The organism is Streptomyces sp. NPDC059866 (assembly GCF_042731325.1).
In the GTDB taxonomy this organism is placed as follows: domain Bacteria; phylum Actinomycetota; class Actinomycetes; order Streptomycetales; family Streptomycetaceae; genus Streptomyces; species Streptomyces flavusporus.
Window position 1 is genome coordinate 127,418 of the sequence record NZ_JBHWJT010000023.1, and the last position, 23,276, is coordinate 150,693.

The following is a 23,276-nucleotide window of genomic DNA, read 5'->3' on the forward strand; positions in this document are numbered from 1 at the left end:
CTCGGCGAGTGGTCGTGGCCATGAGAAGCCTCGAACCGTGACGCGCGACAGGGGGACGCGTCCCCAGTCATCGAGCCCGCTGCCCGAGGACCCGGCATCGGTGGGCTTGCGCGCCCTTCCCCGTCCCGTGGCCGCGGTGGTGGGCGCCGGTGGCGTGTTCGGCGCGACGCATGTCGGTGTCGGGTACGCGCTGGAGCAGCGCGGGTTCCAGCCGGACATGATCATCGGAACCTCGGTGGGTGCCCTCAACGGGGCCATCGCGGCCGCCCACCCCGACAGGGCCGCACCATGGCTGGACAACGTGTGGACCCAGTTGCGTCGCCGTGAGGTGTATCCGCTCGGCTACCTGTACTCACGGGCCAGCGTCTTCACCGATCGCGGCCTGCGCCGACTGATCGCCCGGGCTGGGCTGCCGTCGCGGATCGAGCAGCTGGCGGTGCCGTTCACCGCGGTGGCCATGGACCTGGTCACCGGCGCTCCGGCGCTGCTCGATGAGGGAGACCTCGAGTCTGCGTTGCTGGCCACCACAGCCATTCCCGGGATCCTGCCCCCGGTGGATCGTGAGGGCCGGACGCTCGTCGACGGCGGGGTGATCGCCTATGTCCCGGTACTGGCGGCCCAGCAGGCCGGGGCGGCCAGCGTGGTGGTGCTGTCGACCGGGCCGGAGAGTTCGGAGTTGAGCCCGGTCGTCCCGCGCCGACGTGCCGGTGCGATCGCCGCCAGGGCCGGGCTGTTGCTGTTGCACCATCAGATCGAGCGTGACCTGCACGAGGTGTCCCAGCACATCCCGACCGTCGTGCTGCCCACCGGTATCGAGGCCTGGCCCGCCCCGTGGGACTTCGGGCATTCCCAGCGGCTGATCAGCACCGCGGAGCACACGGCGGGGCGCTTTCTCGACGGGCTGCGCATCAGTGGACCGGGCCTGTACCGGCTCCACGGCCCTTCGGCGACACCCGCCGACCCGGGCGAGACGTCGACTTCTTCTTCCATATCGGAGGCTGGCCTGTGAGTGCCATCGCGTTCCTCAACATCGGCATGCACGGGCACATCAACCCGACGCTGCCGGTCGTGGCCGAGCTCGTCCGGCGCGGCCACACCGTCACGTACCACACCTCGCCCGCGTTCCGTGCGGAGATCGAGGACGCCGGCGCGACCGTGTGCCTCTACCCCGGGGGTGACCAGCCGCTCCCCGATCCGCCGACGCCGATCACGCTGATGGAGGGACTCGCACGCACCGCCGTCCGCCTGCTGCCCGCGGTGCTCGCCGACCTGCGCCGCGTCCGGCCCGACCTGATCGTCCACGACAGCTCCTGTCTGTGGGGCGCCGTCGCCGCCCGCGAACTCGGGGTGCCGGCGGCGTCGTCGTACACCATGTTTGCGTTCAACCGGCATGTGCCCAGTCCCACCCGCGGCTCCTGGGACCTGTTGGCCGCGGCTGCGGACCGGCCCCGCACCCTCCAGGGCTACTTGCGGTCGCGCTGGGAGCTGCACCGCCGTTTCGACACACGTGGGCTGCCACTGCTCGATTTGTTGAACATCCGCCAGCCGCTCAATCTGGTCTACACCTCGGGGGCGTTCCAGCCTGCCGTCGAGGACTTCGACCAGTCCTACCGGTTCGTCGGCCCGAGCATCGGCGCCCGACCGGTCGACCCCTCCTTCCCGGCCGACCGGCTTGAGGACCCGGTGCTGTACGCCTCGCTGGGCACGGTGTTCAACGCCGATCCGCAGGTGCTGCGCAGTTTCGCCACCGCGCTCGCCCCGCTGGGCGGCACCGTGATCATTTCCACCGGGCAGACGGATCCCGAGGCACTGGGTCCGTTGCCGGCCAACGTGCTCACCCGCCGCTTCGTGCCGCAACCGGAGGTGCTGGCCCGCGCGGCGCTGTTCGTCACCCATGGCGGGATGAACAGCGTCAACGAGGCCATGTACGCCGGAGTTCCCATGCTGGTGGTCCCGCAGGGCGCCGACCAGCCGATGGTGGCCCGACGCATCGTCGAACTCGACGCCGGCCTGTCGATCCGTACCCAGGACGTCACCGAGCGTTCCGTGCGTGCCCTCGCCCGGCGCCTGCTCGACGACCCCCGGTTCCGGGCAGCCGGGGCCACCCTGAAGGTCGCCCAGCACGAGGCGGGGGGATATCAGCGCGCCGCCGACGAACTCGAGCGGTATCTGCAGGCGGCCGGCTCGGTCCGTCGGTCGGCTCCCGTCGATCCGCCACAGCGAGGCTGAGTGATGTCCCCCGTCGTCGTTTTCCTGTTGCTGTTCGCCGGGCTGTCGGAGGCTGCCGGACGCATCCTGCCGCTGGTAGCGCGCCGGCCTGGCATGTCCCGGACGTTGGTGGCCGGGTTGCTGCTGCCCGCCGGCCTCGTCGAGGGTGCCGTGTTCGCGCTGTGGCCGCTGACCGCGTGGACCCTGGCCGAGCTGGTGCTGTCCTCCCCACCGCCAGGCACCGGGTTGGAGTGGACGCCGAGCCTGGTCGCCCCGCTGGTGCTCGCTGCCGTCCTCGCCTTCCCGTTGCTCGGGCCCCTGCTCCACCTGCTGCTCGTTGTGGGTGTCGGGGCCGGTCTGGCCGGCCCGCTCGCAACGGCGACCGGGCTCGGCTGGTGGGGTGCCGCCGGTTGCGTGGCCGTCGCCGGGGCCGGTCTCGGTGTTGCTGTAGAGGGCGTTCGCCGTCTCGTCGTGCGGATCAGTGCGGCCCGGGTACCGGAGACGATCACATGAACGATTTCTTGCTCTGGGTCTGCGCGCTGGGGCCGGTTCTGCTCGCCGAAGGACTGCTGGCCCGCTACGAGGTCCTGGCCTACAGCGCCGGCTGGCGGGCTCCTGTCACCGAACTCCCGGAGGGCGTGCCCTATGCCCGGGGGGCGGCCCCTGACAGTCCCCCGGATGCCTACCTGGTCTACCTGGACGGCATCGGCAAACGCCGCTTCCGCGACACCCGGGACGGCGGCCAGCTGGTCAAGGCCGTGATCGCCGGAGCACCGGAGCTGCGGGTGCTGGGTCAGGTGCAGCCCTACTCGCCGCTCGCCGACCCGCTCGCCGATCGGCCGGTGTGGGCGTGGCTGCGCCATCACATCGGGCTGCTGCTGTTCCTGCACAACGTCATGCAGGTCTTCGTCGCCGCCGACCACCGGTACCGCCCCCTGTACAACCGGGCCGTCGGCTCCCAGATCGCCACGCAGCTCCGGCTCGCCGGCTACCAGCCCGACAGCGGTATCCCGGTGGTGCTGCTCAGCTACAGCGGCGGCGCCCAGGTCGCCACGGGCGCGGTCAAGGAACTGCACACCCAGCTGCGCTCCCCGCTCATGGTGATCACACTCGGTGGGTTCCACAACGGCGCCAACGACGTCACGCAAGCCGAGCACGTGCACCAACTCACCAGTGCGGGTGACCGGATCGAGCGGGTCGGCACCTGGATGTTCCCTCAGCGGTGGCGACTGTTCCGCCGCAGCGGATGGAACCGCGCCCGCCGCGCCGGGAAGGTCACCGTGCATCGGCTCGACCCGGCCACCCACCTCGGGCCGCGCAGCTACATCAGCCCGGAGGCCCGGCTGCCCGACGGCCGCAGCTACCTCGACCGCACCACCGACACCGTGATCGCGCTCATCCGCGCCCGCCACGGCGCGACCGCGGCAACGGACGACCCGTTGCAGTGAGGCGAACCAGAGGATCAGGAGGGCGCGAGCGAGTCGGGAGAGCCAGTCGGCGTAGCGGGGGGGAGCGAGGTGAGCGTCCTTGTCGGTAAGGACGCTCACCTCTGACGACGGCGAACCTGCCGGCGGTGGGGGCGGTGACGGCGGTACGGTTGTCGCCCTTGCGGGACAGGGTGATCCGGCCCAGCTCGTCCAGGGAGAAGTTCTCCGGGCCGGCGATGGTGCGCATGCCGTTCAGCGGGCGCCCGCGGCGACCTCCGCCACCGCGCCCGCCACGTCCTTGGCGGCGATCGGCTGAGGGTGGGCGGTGTCAGAAACCATCGACGAACGTGACCGTCTCGTCGAGCGGCGCCCGGCCCGTCCGGGCGTGGTCCACCGTGACGTCCTCGAACCCGATCGACATGCCACAGAAGAGGAGGAGCTCGTCCGGGGGTGACAGGACCTCCGCGACGGTCCTGTGATACTTCGCCCACGCCATCTGCGGGCAGCTGTGCAGCCCTTCGGCGCGGAGCAGCAGCATGACGGTCTGCAGATACATGCCGACGTCGGACCATTGGGCCGGGCCCATGTCGCGGTCGATGTAGCAGAACAGGGCGGCGGGTGCGCCGAAACAGTCCCAGTTCGCGGCAGCGGCCCTCTGGCGCGCCTCCAGGTCCTCGCGCGCAATACCGAGTGCGCCGTAGCGCTGCGCGCCGAAGGCGGATCGGCGCTCGCCGTAGGGGGACTTCAGCGTGGGCGGGTACTGCTCGTACTCCGGCTCGTCCCAGGGGTCGCCTGTGGCCAGGCGCTCGCCGACGTGCTTCTTGAGTTCGGCCAGGGGCGCGTCGGTCAGCACGTAGGCGTGCCACGGCTGGATGTTCGATGCGGACGGTGCCCAGGCCGCGGCGGACAGCACGCGCTCCAGCGCCTCCCTCGGGACATGCCGGTCGGTGAATCCGCGCACTGCCCGTCGGCTCGTGACCGCCTCATAGATGTCCATGATCGCCTAACTCCCATCCGCTCAACGCGCCCCTCCCCTTCTTCTCAGTTTCATATGCGATAGTATCACACAATACCGTCTCATGTTTAACTATTGTCGAGTACGGATCCTCAGCCCTTGGTTCCCCGACTCGGGTACCGCTCTTTGGAGAAAGCTCATGGCCACACTGCTGCACATCGACTCGTCCGTGTTCCCTGGCGAGGCGTCCTCGTCCCGATCCGTCGCGGATGCCTTCCGCAAGGCCTGGGAGGAGCAGCACCCGGCGGGCGCGGTGATCTACCGCGACCTCGCCGCCGACCCTGTCCCGCACATCACCGCCAGTGCCTGGTCCGCCGGTTTCGCCGCCCCGTCCGAGCACACCCCGGAGCAGTCCGCCGCGTTCGCCGCACGCGTGCAGCTCATCGAGGAGCTCGAGCAGGCGGACGCCGTCCTGATCGGCGCTCCCATGTACAACTACTCGATCCCGTCGACCCTCAAGGCGTGGCTGGACAACGTGATCATGGTCGGCCGCACCTCGGGCGAGAACCCCTCCGCCCAGGGCACCCCGGTCACCGTCGTCGCCAGCCGCGGCGGCTCCTACGCGCCCGGCACGCCGAAGGAGCCCTACGAGTACGTGCAGAACTACCTGGAGGCCGTCCTCAAGGGCATGCTCGGCCTGGACGTCGACTTCATCGTCCCGGAACTCACCCTGGCCCCCCGCACCCCGGCCATGTCCGAACTGGTCCCCCTCTACGAGGCCTCCCGCAAGCGCGCCTTCGAGGACGCGGCCGCCAAGGCCAAGGAGCTCGCGGAGCGTCTCGCCGCCTGAGCCCCATGAGGCGCAAGCGCGCCCACGCGGCGGGCAACCGTCGCGCGGGCGCGCTTACGCCTCACCGTCCGCGGGATGGGCGAACCGGGTCAGCAGATCCGTCAGCTGCTCGGACTCACCCGGCCCCAGTTCGGCAACCAGACGCTCGGCCAGCGGCTCCGCCGCCACATGAGCTGCATCGAAAAGCTCGCGTCCCTGAGGCGTGATCTCCACCGCCCGCACCCGCCGGTCCCCGGGAACGGTCTTGCGTACGGCCAGCCCTTTGCGCTCCAGGTCGTCCACGACCCGCATGATTCCCGCCTTGTCCGACCCTGTCGCCGTCGCCAGGTCCCGCTGCACCGTGGGGCCGTGGTTGACCAGCTCGATCAGCACGGCGAAATGCCGCAACTCGATGCCGAGCGGCCGGAGTGCCTCCGTCATCACCGTGACCGCGCGCCAGTGTGCCCGGCGCAGCAGCAAGCCGAGCGCGAAAGGCGATTCGTCCCCGGGGTGGTCGGTCGCACGCGAGACGGTGGTTCGGTGAGGAACGTCGGCGGTCATGAGATCACGCTACAGCCATCCGTTCATTCGATACGGTCTCGTTTGAAACCAGGTGCGGCCACGTCAGCTGCGCGGGCGTGCCGGGTGACAGACTGACGCCATGGATGAGCGTGAATTCGGCAGGTCGGATCAGCATGCGTCCGTCGTCGGCCTCGGCACCTGGCAGTTGGGTGCCGACTGGGGCGACGTCGACGACAAGGAAGCCCTCGCAGTGCTGGAGGCCGCGGCGGAGTCGGGAGTGACCTTCTTCGACACCGCCGACGTCTACGGCGACGGACGCAGCGAGCAGACCATCGCCACGTTCCTGAGCGGCCGGCCGGATCTGCATGTGCTGGTCGCGACCAAGATGGGCCGCCGCGTCGACCAGATCCCCGAGAACTACGTCCTGGACAACTTCCGCGCCTGGAACGACCGGTCCCGGCGCAACCTCGGCGTCGACCGCATCGACCTGGTCCAGCTGCACTGCCCGCCCACCCCCGTCTACTCCTCGGACGAGGTCTTCGACGCCCTGGACACCCTCGTCGAAGAGGAGCGCATCGCCGCGTACGGCGTCAGCGTGGAGACCTGCGCCGAGGCACTGACCGCGATCGCCCGCCCGAACGTGGCGAGCGTGCAGATCATCCTCAACCCGTTCCGCATGAAGCCCCTGCGCGAGGTGCTCCCGGCCGCCCGCGAGGCCGGCGTCGGCATCATCGCCCGGGTGCCGCTGGCCTCGGGCCTGCTGTCGGGCAAGTACACCAAGGACACCGTCTTCCCCGAGAACGACCACCGCACCTTCAACCGGCACGGCGAGTCCTTCGACCAGGGCGAGACCTTCTCCGGCGTCGACTACACCACCGGCGTCGAGGCCGCCGCCGAGTTCGCCGCCCTCGCCCCCGACGGGTACACCCCGGCCCAGCTGGCGCTGCGCTGGATCGTCCAGCAGCCCGGCGTGACCACGGTGATCCCCGGGGCCCGCTCGCCGGAGCAGGCCCGCGCCAACGCGGCCGCCGCCAGGCTGCCCGCCCTGCCCGACGCCACGCTCACCGCGATCCAGGACCTCTACGACCGGCGGATCAAGGACCAGGTGGAGGGCCGCTGGTAACCGCCTGTCCGGCGAGTGCCCGGGTGACCGCGGGACGACCGTACGGCGGACCGTCGGTTGCCCGGACACTTCTGGCGCGCACGGGGAACCCGGATGGGAAGGACGTCGGTCGTTCGCACCGGGAGGAACAGTGTCGATCACGGAAGGCAGTCCGAGCAGGCCCAGGGGGCGCAACGAGACCGAGGAGGAGAGGGCCGACCGCATGTGGGGGGAGCTCATCCAGGAGGTCCGCGTTGCGCAGATGGGCGTGCAGATTCTGTTCGGTTTCCTGCTCACCGTCGTGTTCACCCCCACGTACCGGACCCTGGAGGACGCGGACCAGGCGATCTACATCGTGACCGTCGTCCTGGGCGCCGCGGCGACCGGCGCACTGATCGGACCGGTCTCCCTGCACCGCCTCGTCTCCGGCCGACGGGTGAAACCGCAGGCGGTGACGTGGGCGTCCCGGCTGACCTTCGTGGGCCTTGTCCTGCTGCTCGCCACCATGACCTGCTCGCTGCTGCTCATCCTGAGGGTGGCGACCCACAACCCCTTTGTGCCGTGGCTGGTCGCCGCCGTGCTCGTGTGGTACCTGCTGTGCTGGTATGCCCTGCCGATGTGGACGCGGCACCGCCATACGAGCCGGTGAGGGACAGCGGGGCGGTGGCGCCGACCGACCGGGTTGCTCAACCACCGCCCCGCTCAGCCTCGGCGATGACCTCTGCCAGGAAGTCGTCGACGCTGAAGCGCTCCTGACCGGGGGCGACCACGTCATGGGTCCGGCGCAGGAACGCCTCGACCGCCGGGGCCCAGGCGAACACCACCGCGTGATGCCGTCCGCCGTCCGGCCGGGCGTCGCCGAAGAACTCCATGCGCAGTTCCGCCCACGCTCCCGTCGACACCGGACGGAACCGCACGTCGCCCGTTCCGACCGGCCGGCGCAGCCCGTCCTGGAGCATCTCCCGGTCCAGCCGCCACCGGGCGAGCACCCGGCCGTCGTGACTGAACACCACGGTGACGGCGAACGGGTCGTCCGCGTCGTAGCTCAGATGGGCGACCACGGGGAAGCGGTCCGTGGCGCCCGCCTGCAGTTGCATGACCAGAGTCCTGTGCACGTAGGGGTTCACGAGGGGCCTCCGAGGAGAGCGGTCCTGGAGAGCCCAGGTACCCCGTTGTACGCGTGATGCTCAGTCAAGGGCGTCGCGCAGTGCGGGCAGCAGGGTCTTCGCCGACCAGTCCAGGTAGTCCGGCTGCGACTCGCCGCCGATCTGTACCAGGGCGATCTCGGTGAACCCGGCCTCGGCGTACGGGCGTACGGCTGCGACGAAGTCCTCCGGGTCGTCACCGCAGGGGATCGAGTCGGCGACGTCGTCCGGTGTGACGAACTGGGTGGCCGACTCGAAGGAGTCCGGGTGCGGCAGCTCCGCGTTCACCTTCCAGCCGCTGCCGAACCAGCGGAACTGCGCATGCGCCCGCTTGACCGCGGTGTCGCGGACGGGGTCGTAGCAGACGGGCAACTGGCCCACGCGCGGCTTGCCCGCACCGCCGTGCCGGTCGAAGGTGTCCAGCAGCCCCGGCTTCGGTTCGGTCGCGATGACCAGGTCGGCGAGTCTGCCGGCCAGCGCGCAGGAACGTTCTCCGGAGACGGCGATGCCGATGGGCGGCGGCTCGTCGGGCAGGTCCCAGAGCCGGGCCGACTCCACGTCGAAGTGCGTGCCGCGATGGGTCACATGGCCGCCCGCGAAGAGCTCCCGGATGATCCGGACCGCTTCCTCCAGCATCTCGTGCCGCACGTCCACGGACGGCCAACCGCCGCCCACCACATGCTCGTTGAGGTTCTCACCCGACCCGAGCCCGAGCCGGAACCGGCCCTGCGACAACAGCTGCACGGTCGCCGCCTTCTGCGCGACCACCGCCGGGTGGTAGCGGAAGGTCGGGCATGTCACGTACGTCATCAGCGGGATGCGGGACGTCGCCTGCGCCGCCGCGCCCAGCACGCTCCACGCGTACGGGGAGTGCCCCTGCGAGCGCAGCCACGGAAAGTAGTGGTCCGAGGTCACCGAGAAGTCGAAGCCCGCCTCCTCGGCGCGCACCACATGGTCGACGAGCTCACGGGGACCGGCCTGTTCGGTCATCATCGTGTATCCGATTTGCACCATGAAGGGCGAGTTTCCGCGTCGGGTCGGCAGAAACGGGGGACTCACTCCGAGGGCGTCCGGAAGGTCCGCAGGAAGGTGTCCAGGGCCTGCTGGTTCTCGGCGTCCTCCCAGTCGTCGGCGGGCGTGGTCCAGCGCAGCGAGTAGCCACGGCCGCCTCCGATGAGGAAGCCGCGTCCGAAGGTGCGCACCACAGTGCCGTCGGCCTCGACGACCCACTGCATGTCGGCGGCCTCGCGCCCCTGGTAGGTCGTCGCCTGGATCTCGCCGACCCGCCGGTAGTCGTCGGCCTGCTGCTTCAGGTCCGGTTCGACGTCGTCGCGCCAGACGGCGACCGGGTCGTCGCCGACGCGTTCGCTGTAGGTCACGGCGAGCGTGCGGGGGTCGTCCGGCGCGCCGAGGACCACGCGGTACGCCAGGTCGGACACGCGGCTGGTGCGCAGCGGCTGCCAGCCGTCCGGGAGGGCGATGGAGAAGCCCTCGGGCGAGTCGTAACGGCGGAAACCCTGCGGGAGGGCCGTCGCCGGGGCCGACGGGGTCGCGGTGGTGGGCGGTGCCGTCGGGGTCGGGGTCGGGGTGGGGGTCGGGGTCGGCGCCGGTGTCGACGGCGCGGACGGGCGGTCCGTCTGCGAGGGCGCGGCCGAGGTGGGGGGACTGGGCTGTGCCCCGGACGCGGAGGTGTCGTCGTCGGGCAGCTCGCGGGTCACCGCGAGGACGGCGACGGCGACGGTGACGACGGCGAGCGCCGTCCCGGCGATCATGGTTCGTCTGCTCCACCCCGGTCCGGTGGCATGCCAGGCGGCGGCGTACGCGCGGCGCAGCCGGGGCGTCGGCGCGGCCGGCAGGGCCGCGTCGGGGTCCTCGTTCACCACTCGGGTGAGGGCCTCGCGCACCACCGGCCGGGTCAGCCGCTCCCGGGAGTCCTTGCGCAGCAGCCCCTGCACGACCTGGGTGAGGGGTCCGGCGCGCTGCGGTGAGCGCAGCGGGAGCCGGTCCACGCCCTTCAGCGTGGCCTCGGGCTGGTCCCGGTCCCGGAACGGCGGGCGCCCCTCGGCCATGGTGTAGAGGATCGCGCCGAGCGCCCACAGATCGGCCGCCGGGCCGATCCGCTCGTCACGGGCCTGCTCGGGGGAGGCGTACGAGGGTGCGGCGAGCCGCGGTGCCAGCGTCGCGCCGGCCAGTCCGAATCCGGCCACGACGACCGGGCCCTCCTCGCGGACGAACACCTGCCCGGGGCTCAGCTCGCCATGCGTGATGCCCTGACCGTGCGCCGCCTCCAGCACATCGAGCAGCTCCAGCCCGATCCGCGCCGCCCGCACATAGTTGAACGGGCCCTGCTCGGTGAGGAGTTCACCGAGCGGTGTGCCGCCCACCCACTCGGTGACCGTCCACAGCGTGCCCGCCTCCTCCACCGCGTCGACGACGGGCGCGACCCGGCCGGGGCACAGCCGCCCCATCGTCTCCGATGTGCGCATGATGCGGCCGACCGTCCGGCGCGCGCTCTCCCCGCCGAGCTCGCCCGGCAGCCCGACCTGCGTCACCAGACAGGGCCGCCCGGCCTCGACGTCCTCCCCGTACCAGCAGACCCGGTTTGTCTCGCGGTGGACGGCATCGAGGAGCCGGTACCTTCCGGCGACCAACCCGTGTGCCGAGACGTACGCCTTGCCCATGGTCATCCCTCGCTGAACGCCTGGCTGTCACCTTTGCCACTGGTACGCGGGGCGCGACGGCAGGCGTTCAACGCGGCGGGCGCATATTCGGGCGAGCCCGAAATTTTGACGATCCGTCAAAGAACGCCGAAGCGGCCCGCCCAGGTCATCACGTCGGCGGTCGACGCATTGCCCCCGCACACCACCAGACCGAGCCGGCAGCCGTCGCCGATCCGTTCCACGACCCGCCGGGCGGCGGGCAGCAGACAGCCGGCGGCCGGTTCCGTCCACACCTTGGCGTGTTCGGCGAGGTCCAGACAGCCCCGTACGGCGTCCCGGTCGGGAACCACGAGGACGTCGCTGACCAGGGCGGACACATGGTCGTACGTCAGCTGCGACACCGACGGAGCGCTGAGCGTGGTCGAGATCGACGACAGCGCGACCGGTACCGGGCCGCCCGCCCCGAGCGCCTCGGACATGGCCTCGGCGCCCTCGGTCTCCACGCCCCAGATCCGCACGTCGGGGCGGCGAGCGCGCAGGGCCGCGGCCACGCCGGCGATCAGCCCGCCGCCCCCGATGCTGACCAACACGTCGGTGACCTCGCCCGCGTCGTCGGCGAGCTCCAGCCCCACCGTGCCCTGTCCGGCGACGACCACGGGGTCGTCGAAGGGGTGCACCAGTGTCAGGCCCTCGTCCCGCAGCTCGGTCACGAGGCTGAACGCGCCGCCCATGTCGTCGGTCAGGCGCACCGTCGCACCGGTGTCGCGGGCGATCTCGACCGCCCGTGCGGGCGCCGAGCGCGGCATGACCACCGTCGCCTTCACGTCGAGGGCGGCCGCCATGACCGCGAGGGCGATCCCGTGGTTGCCGCCGCTGACCGCCACGACACCGGCGGCCCGCTCGGCCTCGCTCAGCGACAGCAGCTTGGCCGCCGCCCCGCGCGCCTTGAAGGAGCCGGTGCGTTGCAGGAGTTCCAGCTTCGCGGTCACCGGGACGCCGAGCAGTCCGGACAGGCCGGGGCTCGGCACCGTGGGGGTGCGAATGACATGTCCGGCGATCCGCTCGGCGGCGGCTTCGATGTCCGAGATGCCGATCAAGGAACTCACCCTTCCGGCGCGGCAGCGTCGGTGGTGGGGCCGCGCCGTTCTGAACCCTGACGCGGGCGCCGCCGCTGGTCAACACGGTCTCGGTGACCGGACGGCTCCCGCTACAGATCGCGCCGCACCAGGAAGTCCAGCAGCGCCCGCAGCTCGGCGACGGCCCGCGGCTGAAGCGGTACGCCCGTGAGGGCCGCGTCGGCTGCGGCGATGTGCCGGTGCGCCTCGGCCAGTGCCGCGGTACGGCCGCCCGCCTCGTCGATCAGCGCGGCCGCCTCGGCCGGGTCCCCGGCCGATTCCAGCAGCGCGGTGAGGCGGCCGGCGGCCGGATCGGGGTCCTGCAGGGCGAGCAGCACCGGGAACGTCTTCTTGCGCTCCCGCAGGTCGGCGAGCACCGGCTTGCCGGTGACGGCGGGGTCGCCCCAGATGCCCAGCACGTCGTCCAGGATCTGGAAGGCGATGCCCAGCTGCCGTCCGGCGCGGTCGAGGGTGGCCACCGCGGCCGGTGGCGCGCCGCCGAGGAGGACACCCAGGGCGAGTGCGGCGCCGAGCAGTGAGCCCGTCTTGTGCTCGGCCATCGCCCGGTACTCCGCGGGCCGCACGCGCCGCGGACCGCTCCAGGGCCGCTCGGCGAACAGCAGGTCGTCGGCCTGGCCGCGCACCAGATCGCCCAGCGCCCCGGACAGCAGACGCAGGGCGTCCGGGCCGGCCGGTGCCCCGGCGAGCGTCTCGACGGCCAGCGCGAACAGCGCGTCGCCCGCGAGGACCGCGGGGCCCGTGCCGTACGCCTTCCACACCGCGGGGCGGCGGCGCCGGGTCGCGTCGCCGTCCATGATGTCGTCGTGCAGCAGCGAGAAGGCGTGCACCAGCTCCACCGCGACCGCCGCGGGCACCCCGCACAGCCCGGGTGCGCCCGCGGCCTCGGCGCCGAGCACCGCCAGGGCCTGCCGGACCCCCTTGCCGCCCGGTGCGCCGGCCGGAGTGCCGCCCACCTCGCACCAGCCGAAGGAGTACGCGGCCATCTCGCCCACCCACGGATGCATCCGCCCGACGGCCTCCTGCAGCGTCGGCCGCACCAACTCCCGGCAGCGGAGGAGGACTTCGGGAGCCGAGGCGGGCGCCGGAACGGCCGTGTGCAGCGCCGTCACCGTACGGCCTCCAGCGTCCGGCGCGGGTCGAGACCGAGCTCCTCCTCGGCCCGGGCCACCATCTCCCGCGCATGCCGCAGCCCGATCCGCTCCAACGTCCGGGCCAGGTCGGCCAGTTCGGCCGCCGTCTCGGTGCGGTCGCGGCCCAGCCGGGCCAGGGACTTGGCCAGGCCCAGCCGGGCGAGCGCCTCCCCGCGCGGTTCGCTCATGGCGCGGAACTCGGCGAGTGCCTGCTCGTACAGGTTCCGGGCCTCGGTGTACCGCCCGGCGCGGTAGTGGACGTTGCCGCGCATCTTGTGGTTGTACGCCAGCGCACTCGTCAGGTTCATCGCGCGGCAGGTCTTCTCCGCCTCGGACAGCAGGGCCAGCGCCCGCTCCGTGTCACCGTCCCGCACGGAGACGACGTCGGCGAGCCCGCGCAGTGCCCAGGCGTGGCCGCGCCGGTCGTCGGCGCGCGCGGCGATCTGCGCCGCCTCCTCGAACAGGGCGTACGCCCGGTCGTAGGCACCGGAGTTGCGGTGCATCTGCGCGATGCCCTCCAGCGCCCACACGGTGTGCCGTGCCTCGCCGCGCCTGCGGGCCTCTGCCAGAAGCTGCTCGTGCAGCCTGCCGACGGCCTCGTAGTCGCCCTGGATGCGGCCGGTCTCGGCCAGGCCCGCCAGCGAGTAGCCACGCACCACGATGTCGTCGCCCCGCTCACCGAGTTCGGCCGCGAGCCCCAGCAGCCGCCGGGCCAGGGCGAATGCGCCGCGCTGTCGGGCCAGGGTCCCGCCGCTCCACAGCGCCCAGGCCATCGCGGCGGTGTCCCCGGCGTCCCGGGCCGCGCGGTAACTCGCCTTCCACGCCCGGTCCGCGTCCCGCACCTGTCCCAGCCGCCGGTGCGCCTCGGCGACCGCGAGGCCGCAGCGGGCCACTTCGCCCGGCTGCCCGGCCCGTTCCGCGGCCCTCAACTGCTCGGTGCCGGTGGCCAGTACGTCGACCAGTGAGGAGTTCACGGACAGGGTGGTGAGTGCGCCCTGATACTCCGGGGCGACTGCCTTGCCGTACATGGATGCCCTTCGCCGTCACGGCTGTACACACCATCTCTACACTGTGTGTATACATGGCGTGTATAGCACCTTGGAAAGAAGCCCTGGTCCCCCGGGGAGGGTCAGGGCCTCACCTGCTGTGGGTCAAGACGTGGGCGCGTGCGGCGAGGTTGCCCGTGAGGTACAGATCACGTCAGTGGCACTCAGTGCTGCTGCGCCTTGGACGGTGTCGCTTCGCTCGGCCGCACCACGACGTACCCCTCGCCCTGCAGCATCAGCTGGACGGCCTCCCCGGAACCGCCGCGCAGCATCGAGCCGATGGACTGGGAACGGTGCAGCGAGGTCTGCAGCCCCGCGGACCAGCCGACCACCGCGTCCGTGTCGACGTACACCGGGTACTGCGCCGAGACCGGGATGACCAGCGGGTTGCCGTCACACACCAGCCCGAGCCTGCCGTGCCCCGTGAAGACGCTGTTGAACAGGCCGCCGCCGGTGATCCCCGCGCCCTTCACCGTGGCGATCCGGTACGCCAACGAGGCGTCGAAGCACAGGACGTTGCGGCCGTTGACGGTGAACTCGTCGCCGGGCTCGACCTCGACGACGAAGCAGTTCTGCGCCTCGTGCGCGAACCAGGCCTCGCCCTGTCCGCGCACCGCCATGAGGGGCAGCCCCTCGCCGGTGACCGCACGCTTGAGCATGCCGCCCACGCCCTGGCCCTTGCGCTCGAACGTGAGGTTGCCGCGGTAGGCGATCATCGCGCCCTGGCGGGCGAGCATCTCGCTGTCGACGGCGTATCTGATGCACTTGGCGTTCTCGACGGTCATGCCCGGCGCCGTGGCCGGCTGCACCATGTGCTCGCTGGAAAAGAGGTCACCCTTCATGGGGGCATCCTGTCCGGAGGATGTGGTTTCGCCAAGGTCGCGGGCCGGTCGGGGTGGTGTGTCGTCAGGCGCCGAAGAGCTGGGTCCAGTACGTTCCCGCGCGGCCGCCGCCGGCGAAGCCGATCCCGATGTGGGTGAAGCCGGGCTTGAGGATGTTGGCGCGATGGCCGGGGCTGTTCATCCAGCCGGTCACGACTTCGGCGGGGGAGCGCTGACCGCAGGCGATGTTCTCGCCGATCGAGCGCCGGGTGGACCCCGCGGCGGCGGCCCGGTCCCAGGGCTGGCTCCCGTCGGGCGCGGTGTGGGAGTAGAAGTCCCGGGCCACCATGTCCGCGCTGTGCGCCTGTGCGGCCGCGGTCAGCAGGGGGTCGACGGCCAGCGGCGGCAGACCGGCCCGGGTGCGTTCACGGTTGGTGAGCTCGACGACCTCGGCCGCCGTGCGGGTCAGCTCGGCCGGGGTGAGGGGCCTGGCCCACAGGGCGGTCCAGTACGTGTCCCCGGAGCGGCCGCCGCGCACGTACGCCAGGCCGGTGTGGAGGAAGGCCGGGTCGTGCAGCGTGCGGCTGGGTCCGTCCGTGCGCAGGCAGTAGTCCACGAACTCCGCCGGCGTGCGCGGTCCGGAGACGAGATGCTCGCCGACGGTGATGTACGTGTACCCGGCGGCGGTGACGCGCTGGTGGACCGAGACGCCGTCCCGGCTCTCCACGCCGAGCCGTCCCGCCGCCGCCATGGCCGCGGCGTGTGCACGGGCCGCGGTGGTCAGGCGGGGGTCCGGGGAGACAGGCGGGGAACCCACGCGGGCACGGGCGGAGTTGACCAGACCGAGGAATCCGTCCGGGTCGGGGACGTCGCGCGCCGGGCCGGAGGGTGGTGCGGGGTGGGGCGGCGTGTCGTCCAGCACGTCGACACCGAAGTCGCGGGCCAGGCCCGCCAGTCCGTCGGAGTACCCCTGCCCGAGCGCTCGCAGCTTCCAGCCCGCACCGCGCCGGTATATCTCGGCGAGCAGCAGGACGGTCTCCTGGCCGGGGCGCGCAGGAGCGAACCGGGCCAGCGTGCGGCCGGCCGGATCCGTGACGTACAGCGTGGGGGCGGGCAGCCGGCCCAGTGCGGTGCCGGGGTCGGCGGAACTGACGACCACGGTGACCCGGGTGGCCCCGGCGCGCAGCCGCGGCGGATCGACGGTGAGCGTGTCGCCGCGCAGCCGGGCTCCCGGGGCGGCCGGCTGGTTGTAGAAGACGAAGTCGCCGTCGCCCCGGACCTTGCCGCCGTCGTCCGTGATGAGCGCGGACACGTCGAAGGGACCGGGAACCCGCACGGTCAGGGCGCCGCCCGGAAGGGGCAGATTGCCCCCGGGGACCAACTCGCTCATGGTGCCGCCCTGTTGTAGGCCGAGGTCTGGTGGGGTTGCTCGGACAACGTCCATCGTCGGACGGCGGTTCCCGGCAGGCCGGGTACCTTTGATGCGGTGATTCACCGCCGATTTTGCCTCACATGCGAAGAAGAAATGCTCTCTTCGCTGACATCTTGATGAGTTCTGCTTCTTTCATTGACAGCAGAAAATAAGGCCCCTAGGTTCTCGGCCATGCGCTCGACCTCCCCCGCCGAGACGTTCCCGGCCGCCACGCCCGCCGCTTCGCAGATCTTCACCACCGTCCTGTCCCACGGCCCTCTCACCCGCTCGGAGATGGCCGAGCGGACCGGGCTGTCCGCGGCGGCGGTGACCAAGGCGGTCCGGCCGCTGATCGAGGCCGGATACCTGGTCGAGGACACGGACGAAGAGGCCCGTCGCGCGCTCGGCCGGCCCGCGAACCCGGTACGGGTGGAAGGCGGCCGGGCCCTGTTCATCGGCGTCAAGGTGACCGGCGACGAACTCATCGGCGTCCTCACGGACCTGTGCTGCCGCATCCGCGTCGCCCGGCACGTGCCGCTGCCCGACCGTGGCCCCGAGCCGGTACTGGCGGCGATCGCGGACCTGGTACGGGAACTGCTCACCGAGGCGGACGGCTTCGGGGTACCGGTCCTCGGCCTCGGCCTCGCCGTCTCCGGTGACGTCGACCGGGCCGCCGGGGCCGTCCGCTACTCGCCCTTCCTGGAGTGGCGGGACGTGCCGCTCGCCGAACTCGCCGCCATGACGACCGGGTTGCCGGTCACCGTCGACAACGACGTACGTGCCCTGACCGTCGCCGAGCAGTGGTTCGGGGCCGGAGTGGGGCTGTCGGACTTCGCCGTGGTGACCGTCGGCGCGGGCATCGGCTGCGGCCTGGTCGTGCACGGTCAGGTGGTCGCCGGCGCGCACGGGGTGGCCGGTGAGATCGGCCATGTGGCCGTCGACCCGGCAGGCCCGCCGTGCCACTGCGGCAACCGGGGATGCGTGGAGGCGATCGCGGGGGACACGGCGATCCTCGCCGGGATCAGGGAGGCGACGGGTGTTCAGGTCGCCGACTCGGCGCAGGCACTGGCCCTCGCCCATCGCGGCGATGCCGGGGCGCGCGCGGTGTACGCGCGCGCGGGGGAGGCGATCGGCCGCGGCATCGCCACGGTGGCCAACCTCCTCGGACCCGAGCTGGTGATCATCTCCGGTGAGGGGCTGGCCGCCTACGACCTGTTCGCCGAGCAGATCCGCGACACCTTCGCCGCGGCCGCGTTCGGCTCCGCCGCCCGGTGCGACGTACGGACCCGCCCGCTGCCCTTCGAGGAGTGGGCCCGCGGCGCCGCGGCCACCGCCATCCAGAGCTTCATCACCACGGACCGGAACCAGCCCCACCCCACCCGCAGCTGAACCGACCCCCAGGAGGCACGACCCATGCGGTCATCCTCGTACTCCGTCCTGCCCGTACGCGGTCTGAGAGCCGTGGTTGTGCTGGCCCTCACCGCCGGCTTCGCGACGGCGGCACCGGCGGCCCAGGCGTCCGCCGGGACCGAAGCACCACCGCCCCTCGCGGCCAAGCCCTACATGGGCTGGTCCAGTTGGAGCATGCAGTCGTCGAAGTACCCGGGCCTCAACCCGGACGGCGACTACAGCTACCTCACCGAGGCGAACGTCCTGAAGCAGGCCGGCGCCCTCGCCAAGAAGCTGAAGCCGTACGGCTACGAGTACGTCAACATCGACGCCGGCTGGTGGATGGACTGGTCGTGGAAGCAGAACTACGACGAGTACGGCCGCCAGAAGGCCGACCCGGAGCGCTTCCCGAGCGGCATGAAGGCCGTCGCCGACCGCATCCACTCCAAGGGCCTCAAGGCCGGCATCTACCTCCCGGTCGGCCTGGAGAAGGGGGCGTACAACGACGGCAGGACGCCGATCTGGAACGCCGAGGGCTGCACCACCGCCGACATCGTGTACGACGACCTGCGCACCACCAACGGCTGGGACAGCGCGTACAAGATCGACTTCTCCGATCCCTGCGCGCAGAAGTACATCGACTCCCAGGCGCAGTTGTTCGCCGACTGGGGCTACGACTTCCTGAAGCTCGACGGCGTCGGCCCCGGCTCCTTCAAGAGCGGCGACCAGTACAACAACGTCGCCGACGTGGCCGCCTGGCAGCAGGCCATCGCCACCGCCGGCCGCCCGATCCACCTGGAGCTGTCCTGGTCCCTGGACTACGGGCACGTCGGGGACTGGAAGAAGTACTCCAACGGCTGGCGTATCGACACCGACGTCGAGTGCTACTGCAACACCCTGGTCAGCTGGGAGAACTCGGTCGTCGACCGCTGGTACGACGCCCCGGCCTGGACCGACCACGCCGGCCCCGGCGGCTGGAACGACCTCGACTCGCTCGACGTCGGCAACGGTGAGATGGACGGCCTCACCAAGGCCGAGCGGCAGAGCTACGCCACCCTCTGGGCCATCGCCAAGTCCCCGCTCTACACCGGCGACGACATCACCAAGCTGGACTCCTACGGCCTCTCCCTGCTGACCAACCGCGAGGTCATCGCGATCAACCAGGGCGACACCCCGCCCGCCGAGCCGGTCACCCCGTCCGACCCGCAGCAGGTGTGGGCGGCGAAGAACCCCGACGGCACGTACACGGTCGCACTGTTCAACCTGGCCGACTCCCCGGCCGCGGTGAGCGCGAACTGGGCCACCCTCGGTTTCACCGGCAAGGCCTCGGTACGCGACCTGTGGAACAAGGAGAACCTCGGCACCTACACCAACAAGATCACTCAGGCGCTGCCCGCCCACGGCTCCCGTCTGTTCACCGTCACCCCGCGCGGCACCGCCCTGACCTCCACCGCCTACGAGGCCGAGGCCTCGGCCAACACCCTGAGCGGCAACGCCTCGGTCGCCGACTGCTCCGCCTGCTCCGACGGCCGCAAGGTCGGCAACCTCTACACCGGCGGCAAGCTCACCGTCAACGACGTCGTCGTCGCCAAGGCCGGCACCTACCAGGTCAAGGTCGCCTACATCAGCGGTGACTCCCGCTCGGCCGACATCTCCGCCAACGGCGGCGGCGCCACCCGTCACAAGTTCCCGTCCACCGGCGACTGGGGGACGGTGAACAGCGTCTACGTACCCGTGACGCTCAAGGCGGGCACCAACACGATCACCTTCGACAGCGGTTCGGGCTACGCGCCGGACATCGACCGGATCGACGTACCGAAGTCCTCCTCCTGACCCTCCCCGGGGGCCCGGCCCTGCGCCGGGCCCCCGCCCCCGACGTTTTCCGGAGCCGCACATGAACCCGCGCTCTCCCGACCCCAGCAGAAGAACCCTGCTCTCCCTCGCCACGACGGGCTCGCTCGCCGCCGCCCTCGGCGGCCTGCCCGCCTTCACCGCGTCCGCGGCCCCGCAGCGCCCCGCCACCTCGCCGCTCCTCACCGGTTCGGCCCGTAACGAACTGTGGTGGCAGGCCCCCGGCGACGAGGGCTCGCTGATCGAACAGGGCCTGCCGGTCGGCAACGGCCGCCTCGGCGCCCTCGCGAGCAACGATCCCGGCCGCGAACTGCTGCTCATCACCGACGCCACCATGTGGACCGGCGGCCTCAACGACACCCTGGACGCGGACGGCCAGTTCCCCTACGGCCGCGCCGACTTCGGCTCCTTCACCCTGCTCGCCCGGCTGACGGTCGACATCCCCGACCACGACCTGTCCGCCGTCTCCGGCTACCGTCGTACCCTCGACCTCTCCCAGGGCGTGGTCACCAGCTCCTACGTCCGCTCCGGCGTCACCTACAGCCGGCAGATCTTCGCCAGCCGGCCCGACGACGTGATCGTCCTGCACTTCACGCAGAGCGGCGGCGGCCGGTACACCGGCTCCGTCACCCTCGGCGGCACGCACGGCGAGAAGCCTTCGCATGCCGAGTCGTTCGGGGCCGCCCTGGCCAACGGGCTGCGCTACGGCGCCGCCGTCAAGGCCTACGGCACCGGCGGCAAGGTCGCCGTGAACGGCACACGGATCGACTTCTCCGGATGCAGGAACCTCACGGTGGTGGTCAGCGGCGGCACGAACTACGCGCCCGACGCGAAGGCCGACTACCGCAACCCCTCCCTCGACCCCGAGCAACTGGCCCGCACGAAGGTCCGCAACGCCGCCCGGCACTCGGCCGACACCCTGCTGCGCACGCACGTCGCCGACTACCGCGCCCTCTATGACCAGCTCGGCCTCTCGCTCGGCACCTCCACGGCCGCCCAGCGCGAACTGGACACCTGGGAACGCCTCAAGGCCCGCGCGCGCGACGGCGTGCCCGACCCCGAACTGGAGGCCGCCTACCTCCAGTTCGGCCGCTACCTGATGATCTCCGGATCGCGCGGCAGCCTGCCGCTGAACCTGCAGGGGCTGTGGCTCGACGGCAATGACCCGGACTGGATGGGCGACTACCACACGGACATCAACATCCAGATGAACTACTGGATGGCCGACCGCGCCGGCCTGTCCCAGTGCTTCGACGCCTTCACCGACTACTGCCTCGACCAGCTCCCGTCCTGGACCGACCTCACCCGGAGGCTGTTCAACGACCCGCACAACCGCTACCGCAACTCCACGGGGAAGATCGCCGGCTGGACCGTCGCCATCTCCACCAACATCCACGGCGGAAACGGGTGGTGGTGGCACCCCGCGGGCAACGCCTGGCTGAGCAACAGCCTCTACGAGCACTACGAGTACACCCGGTCGCGAGAGCATCTGACGAAGATCTACCCGCTCCTCAAGGGCGCCTGCGAGTTCTGGGAGGCCCGGCTGCTCACCACGACGCTCCCCGGCACCTCGACGGAGGTGCTCATCGCCGACAGCGACTGGTCGCCGGAGCACGGCCCGCTCGACGCCAAGGGCATCACCTACGCCCAGGAGCTGGTGTGGGCGCTGTTCGGCAACTTCTGCGCCGCGTCCGCCGAGTTGAAGAAGGACACCGGCTATGCCGACACGATCGCCGGCCTGCGCAGGAAGCTGTACCTGCCGCAGGTGAGCCCGAAGACGGGCTGGCTCGAGGAGTGGATGTCGCCGGACAACCTGGGCGAGACGACCCACCGGCACCTGTCCGGACTGGTCGGGCTGTTCCCCGGTGACCGCATCCGCCCCGACGGCTCCACCCCGAAGGACATCGTCGACGGCGCCACCGCCCAGCTCACCGCCCGCGGCATGGAGAGCTTCGGCTGGGCGAACGCCTGGCGCAGCCTGTGCTGGGCCCGTCTGAAGAACGCGGAGAACGCCTACCGGCTCATCGTGAACAACCTCCGCCCGTCGACCGGCGGCAGCAACGGCACCGCGTTCAACCTCTTCGACATCTACGAGGTGGAACAGGGCCGCGGCATCTTCCAGATCGACGCCAACTTCGGCACCCCGGCCGCCATGATCGAGATGCTCCTCTACTCCCGCCCCGGCCATCTGGAACTCCTCCCCGCCCTCCCCGACGCCTGGGCCGCGTCCGGTCACGTCACGGGCGTCGCCGCGCGCGGCGGTTTCGTGGTGGATCTCGACTGGCGGGACGGGAAACCGGCCTCGGCCCGGATCCGCAGCGTCGGCGGCCGGACCACGACCGTGGCGTACGCGGGCGTCCACCGCACGGTCACACTCGAACCCGGCGAGTCCGTCACGCTGCGGGACTTCGCCCGATGACCGTCCGGTTCGCCCGACCGGGCGGCCTGATCGCGGTCCTGGCCGTCGCCGTCGCCGTCGCCCTCCAGGGCACGCCGACGGCGGCGCAGGCGGCGACGACCAGGCATGACGTCGTCACCTGGGGCGCCAGTGCCGACCGCATGGGCGAGGGAACCCCCGACCGCAGCTACCGGCTCGTCGTACGCACCAGCGTCGGCGGCGACGACCTGCGCATCCGGCTCTCCAACGCCTTCGGGGACCGGCCGGTGACCTTCGACAGCGTCTACGCCGGTGTGCGGCGGACGGGCGCCGAGCTGGTACCCGGCAGCAACCGGCGGCTGACCTTCGACGGCGCGCGCTCCGTCACCGTCCCCGCGGGCGCCACCGCCTACAGCGACCCGCTGCCCGGCCGGCTGCCCGCCGCGACGGACCTGGTGATCAGCCTGCACAGTCCGGACGCGGCAGGACCGGCGACCGGCCACTGGATGGCCATGCAGACGTCGTACGCGGCCCAGGGCGACCACACCGCCGAGGAGGGCGCCGCCAACTGGACGGACACCGTCGGCTCCTGGTTCTACCTAGACGCCGTCACCGTCCGCACGAGCGCGTCGACCGGCGCGGTCGTCGCGCTCGGTGACTCCATCACGGACGGCTGGCAGTCCAGCACCGACCTGAACCGGCGCTGGCCCGACTATCTCGCCCGCCGACTGCGGGCCGCGTCCGGTACGACCGTCAAGGGTGTGGCCAACGAAGGGATCTCCGGCAACAAGGTCCTGGCCGACGGCGCCGGGCAGAGCGCCCTCAACCGGCTGGACCGCGACGTCCTGTCCCACCCCGGTGTGCGGACCGTGTTCCTCTTCGAGGGCGTCAACGACATCAAGGCCCACACCGGCGTGACCGCCGAGGATCTCATCGCCGGCTACCGCGAGATCCTCGACCGGGCGCACGCGGCGGGCAAGTGTGTCGTCGGCGCCACCGTCGGGCCCTTCAAGGGCTGGTACGAATGGGATCCGGCCGCCGAAGCCGTACGTCAGGAGGTCAATGCGTTCATCCGGAACAGCGGGGAGTTCGACGCGGTCACCGACTTCGACCGCATCCTGCGCAACCCCTACGACCCCGAGCGCATCCTCCCGTTCTTCGACAACGGCGACCACCTGCACCCCAACGACAAGGGGATGCAGGCGCTCGCCGACGCCGTCGACATCGAGCGCCTGGACTGCGCGCCGGGGTAGTTCACAGGGCGCCG

At 71.5% G+C, this 23,276-nt stretch carries 21 protein-coding genes and 1 pseudogene; 11 read left to right on the forward strand and 11 right to left on the reverse strand.

Going from position 1 to position 23,276, the window contains the following annotated elements; translation table 11 throughout:
- Positions 1-37 precede the first annotated feature (37 nt).
- Genes ACFV7R_RS31830 through ACFV7R_RS31845 form a run of 4 tightly spaced genes read left to right on the forward strand, consistent with a single transcriptional unit; the run spans position 38 to position 3,656 of the window.
- Positions 38-1,009 carry a patatin-like phospholipase family protein gene (locus tag ACFV7R_RS31830; protein ID WP_385269620.1) on the forward strand — a complete coding sequence of 324 codons (972 nt, stop codon included), beginning with the start codon at positions 38-40 and terminating at the stop codon, positions 1,007-1,009.
- Positions 1,006-2,229 (forward strand): macrolide family glycosyltransferase, encoded by a 1,224-nt coding sequence (locus ACFV7R_RS31835; RefSeq protein ID WP_385269622.1) that lies wholly within the window; start codon positions 1,006-1,008, stop codon positions 2,227-2,229. Before ACFV7R_RS31830 ends, ACFV7R_RS31835 begins: the two co-directional genes overlap by 4 nt.
- A gap of 3 nt (positions 2,230-2,232) precedes the next feature.
- Positions 2,233-2,721 carry a hypothetical protein gene (locus tag ACFV7R_RS31840; RefSeq protein ID WP_385269624.1) on the forward strand — a complete coding sequence of 163 codons (489 nt, stop codon included), beginning with the start codon at positions 2,233-2,235 and terminating at the stop codon, positions 2,719-2,721.
- Positions 2,718-3,656, forward strand: a complete 939-nt coding sequence (locus tag ACFV7R_RS31845; protein WP_385269626.1) for a hypothetical protein — start codon at positions 2,718-2,720, stop codon at positions 3,654-3,656. The genes ACFV7R_RS31840 and ACFV7R_RS31845 overlap by 4 nt, the downstream gene beginning before the upstream one ends.
- A gap of 36 nt (positions 3,657-3,692) precedes the next feature.
- Here ACFV7R_RS31845 and ACFV7R_RS31850 read toward each other — a convergent pair.
- A pseudogene (locus ACFV7R_RS31850) lies at positions 3,693-3,950 on the reverse strand (LysR family transcriptional regulator); the annotation flags it as partial.
- A 13-nt stretch (positions 3,951-3,963) separates the two neighbouring features.
- Positions 3,964-4,632 (reverse strand): nitroreductase, encoded by a 669-nt coding sequence (locus ACFV7R_RS31855; protein ID WP_385269628.1) that lies wholly within the window; start codon positions 4,630-4,632, stop codon positions 3,964-3,966.
- A gap of 157 nt (positions 4,633-4,789) precedes the next feature.
- Between ACFV7R_RS31855 and ACFV7R_RS31860 the strand changes: the two genes are divergently transcribed.
- Positions 4,790-5,440 carry an FMN-dependent NADH-azoreductase gene (locus tag ACFV7R_RS31860; protein WP_385269630.1) on the forward strand — a complete coding sequence of 217 codons (651 nt, stop codon included), beginning with the start codon at positions 4,790-4,792 and terminating at the stop codon, positions 5,438-5,440.
- Between the two features lie 54 nt (positions 5,441-5,494).
- Here the strand turns inward: ACFV7R_RS31860 and ACFV7R_RS31865 are convergent, their stop codons facing one another.
- Positions 5,495-5,980, reverse strand: a complete 486-nt coding sequence (locus ACFV7R_RS31865; protein ID WP_385269632.1) for a MarR family winged helix-turn-helix transcriptional regulator — start codon at positions 5,978-5,980, stop codon at positions 5,495-5,497.
- A gap of 100 nt (positions 5,981-6,080) precedes the next feature.
- Here ACFV7R_RS31865 and ACFV7R_RS31870 point away from each other — a divergent pair, with 100 nt between their 5' ends.
- On the forward strand, positions 6,081-7,064 hold the full coding sequence (locus tag ACFV7R_RS31870) for an aldo/keto reductase (protein WP_385269634.1): 984 nt from the start codon (positions 6,081-6,083) through the stop codon (positions 7,062-7,064).
- Positions 7,065-7,194: 130 nt separating this feature from the next.
- Positions 7,195-7,692 carry a DUF6328 family protein gene (locus ACFV7R_RS31875; protein ID WP_385269636.1) on the forward strand — a complete coding sequence of 166 codons (498 nt, stop codon included), beginning with the start codon at positions 7,195-7,197 and terminating at the stop codon, positions 7,690-7,692.
- Positions 7,693-7,729: 37 nt separating this feature from the next.
- On the opposite strand, the gene ACFV7R_RS31880 is transcribed toward ACFV7R_RS31875, so the two are convergent.
- From ACFV7R_RS31880 to ACFV7R_RS31915, 8 genes are all read right to left on the reverse strand, one after another.
- Positions 7,730-8,170, reverse strand: coding sequence for an SsgA family sporulation/cell division regulator (locus ACFV7R_RS31880; RefSeq protein ID WP_385269637.1), 441 nt, complete (start codon positions 8,168-8,170; stop codon positions 7,730-7,732).
- A 60-nt stretch (positions 8,171-8,230) separates the two neighbouring features.
- Positions 8,231-9,202 (reverse strand): LLM class F420-dependent oxidoreductase, encoded by a 972-nt coding sequence (locus tag ACFV7R_RS31885; protein ID WP_385269639.1) that lies wholly within the window; start codon positions 9,200-9,202, stop codon positions 8,231-8,233.
- A 41-nt stretch (positions 9,203-9,243) separates the two neighbouring features.
- Positions 9,244-10,875, reverse strand: coding sequence for a serine/threonine protein kinase (locus tag ACFV7R_RS31890; protein ID WP_385269641.1), 1,632 nt, complete (start codon positions 10,873-10,875; stop codon positions 9,244-9,246).
- Positions 10,876-10,985: 110 nt separating this feature from the next.
- A complete protein-coding gene (locus ACFV7R_RS31895; protein WP_385269642.1) occupies positions 10,986-11,945 on the reverse strand; it encodes a threonine/serine dehydratase in 960 nt (319 codons plus the stop codon).
- Positions 11,946-12,055: 110 nt separating this feature from the next.
- Positions 12,056-13,093, reverse strand: coding sequence for a polyprenyl synthetase family protein (locus ACFV7R_RS31900; protein WP_385269644.1), 1,038 nt, complete (start codon positions 13,091-13,093; stop codon positions 12,056-12,058).
- Complete coding sequence (locus ACFV7R_RS31905) at positions 13,090-14,142, reverse strand: tetratricopeptide repeat protein (protein ID WP_385269646.1); 1,053 nt, start codon at positions 14,140-14,142, stop codon at positions 13,090-13,092. The genes ACFV7R_RS31900 and ACFV7R_RS31905 overlap by 4 nt, the downstream gene beginning before the upstream one ends.
- A gap of 182 nt (positions 14,143-14,324) precedes the next feature.
- Positions 14,325-15,002 carry an AIM24 family protein gene (locus tag ACFV7R_RS31910; RefSeq protein ID WP_385269648.1) on the reverse strand — a complete coding sequence of 226 codons (678 nt, stop codon included), beginning with the start codon at positions 15,000-15,002 and terminating at the stop codon, positions 14,325-14,327.
- A 64-nt stretch (positions 15,003-15,066) separates the two neighbouring features.
- The gene (locus ACFV7R_RS31915) at positions 15,067-16,371 is read right to left on the reverse strand and encodes a CAP domain-containing protein (RefSeq protein WP_385269650.1); all 1,305 of its coding nucleotides are present in this window, start codon (positions 16,369-16,371) and stop codon (positions 15,067-15,069) included.
- A 213-nt stretch (positions 16,372-16,584) separates the two neighbouring features.
- Between ACFV7R_RS31915 and ACFV7R_RS31920 the strand changes: the two genes are divergently transcribed.
- The 4 genes from ACFV7R_RS31920 (at position 16,585) to ACFV7R_RS31935 (ending at position 23,262) form a co-directional block, all read left to right on the forward strand.
- Positions 16,585-17,781 carry an ROK family protein gene (locus ACFV7R_RS31920; protein WP_385269652.1) on the forward strand — a complete coding sequence of 399 codons (1,197 nt, stop codon included), beginning with the start codon at positions 16,585-16,587 and terminating at the stop codon, positions 17,779-17,781.
- A gap of 24 nt (positions 17,782-17,805) precedes the next feature.
- A complete protein-coding gene (locus ACFV7R_RS31925; RefSeq protein WP_385269653.1) occupies positions 17,806-19,614 on the forward strand; it encodes an alpha-galactosidase D in 1,809 nt (602 codons plus the stop codon).
- A 61-nt stretch (positions 19,615-19,675) separates the two neighbouring features.
- Positions 19,676-22,051 (forward strand): glycoside hydrolase N-terminal domain-containing protein, encoded by a 2,376-nt coding sequence (locus ACFV7R_RS31930; RefSeq protein ID WP_385269655.1) that lies wholly within the window; start codon positions 19,676-19,678, stop codon positions 22,049-22,051.
- Positions 22,048-23,262, forward strand: coding sequence for an SGNH/GDSL hydrolase family protein (locus tag ACFV7R_RS31935; protein ID WP_385269657.1), 1,215 nt, complete (start codon positions 22,048-22,050; stop codon positions 23,260-23,262). The genes ACFV7R_RS31930 and ACFV7R_RS31935 overlap by 4 nt, the downstream gene beginning before the upstream one ends.
- The last annotated feature ends 14 nt before the right edge of the window (positions 23,263-23,276 follow it).

Bases quoted from the DNA above. Each gene is read 5' to 3' on its own strand.
- ACFV7R_RS31840 (WP_385269624.1), top strand. From the start codon at position 2,233: ATGTCCCCCGTCGTCGTTTTCCTGTTGCTGTTCGCCGGGCTGTCGGAG.
- ACFV7R_RS31845 (WP_385269626.1), top strand. From the start codon at position 2,718: ATGAACGATTTCTTGCTCTGGGTCTGCGCGCTGGGGCCGGTTCTGCTC.
- ACFV7R_RS31855 (WP_385269628.1), bottom strand. From the start codon at position 4,632: ATGGACATCTATGAGGCGGTCACGAGCCGACGGGCAGTGCGCGGATTC.
- ACFV7R_RS31860 (WP_385269630.1), top strand. From the start codon at position 4,790: ATGGCCACACTGCTGCACATCGACTCGTCCGTGTTCCCTGGCGAGGCG.
- ACFV7R_RS31865 (WP_385269632.1), bottom strand. From the start codon at position 5,980: ATGACCGCCGACGTTCCTCACCGAACCACCGTCTCGCGTGCGACCGAC.
- ACFV7R_RS31870 (WP_385269634.1), top strand. From the start codon at position 6,081: ATGGATGAGCGTGAATTCGGCAGGTCGGATCAGCATGCGTCCGTCGTC.
- ACFV7R_RS31885 (WP_385269639.1), bottom strand. From the start codon at position 9,202: ATGGTGCAAATCGGATACACGATGATGACCGAACAGGCCGGTCCCCGT.
- ACFV7R_RS31890 (WP_385269641.1), bottom strand. From the start codon at position 10,875: ATGACCATGGGCAAGGCGTACGTCTCGGCACACGGGTTGGTCGCCGGA.
- ACFV7R_RS31905 (WP_385269646.1), bottom strand. From the start codon at position 14,142: ATGTACGGCAAGGCAGTCGCCCCGGAGTATCAGGGCGCACTCACCACC.
- ACFV7R_RS31910 (WP_385269648.1), bottom strand. From the start codon at position 15,002: ATGAAGGGTGACCTCTTTTCCAGCGAGCACATGGTGCAGCCGGCCACG.
- ACFV7R_RS31915 (WP_385269650.1), bottom strand. From the start codon at position 16,371: ATGAGCGAGTTGGTCCCCGGGGGCAATCTGCCCCTTCCGGGCGGCGCC.
- ACFV7R_RS31920 (WP_385269652.1), top strand. From the start codon at position 16,585: ATGCGCTCGACCTCCCCCGCCGAGACGTTCCCGGCCGCCACGCCCGCC.
- ACFV7R_RS31925 (WP_385269653.1), top strand. From the start codon at position 17,806: ATGCGGTCATCCTCGTACTCCGTCCTGCCCGTACGCGGTCTGAGAGCC.
- ACFV7R_RS31930 (WP_385269655.1), top strand. From the start codon at position 19,676: ATGAACCCGCGCTCTCCCGACCCCAGCAGAAGAACCCTGCTCTCCCTC.
- ACFV7R_RS31935 (WP_385269657.1), top strand. From the start codon at position 22,048: ATGACCGTCCGGTTCGCCCGACCGGGCGGCCTGATCGCGGTCCTGGCC.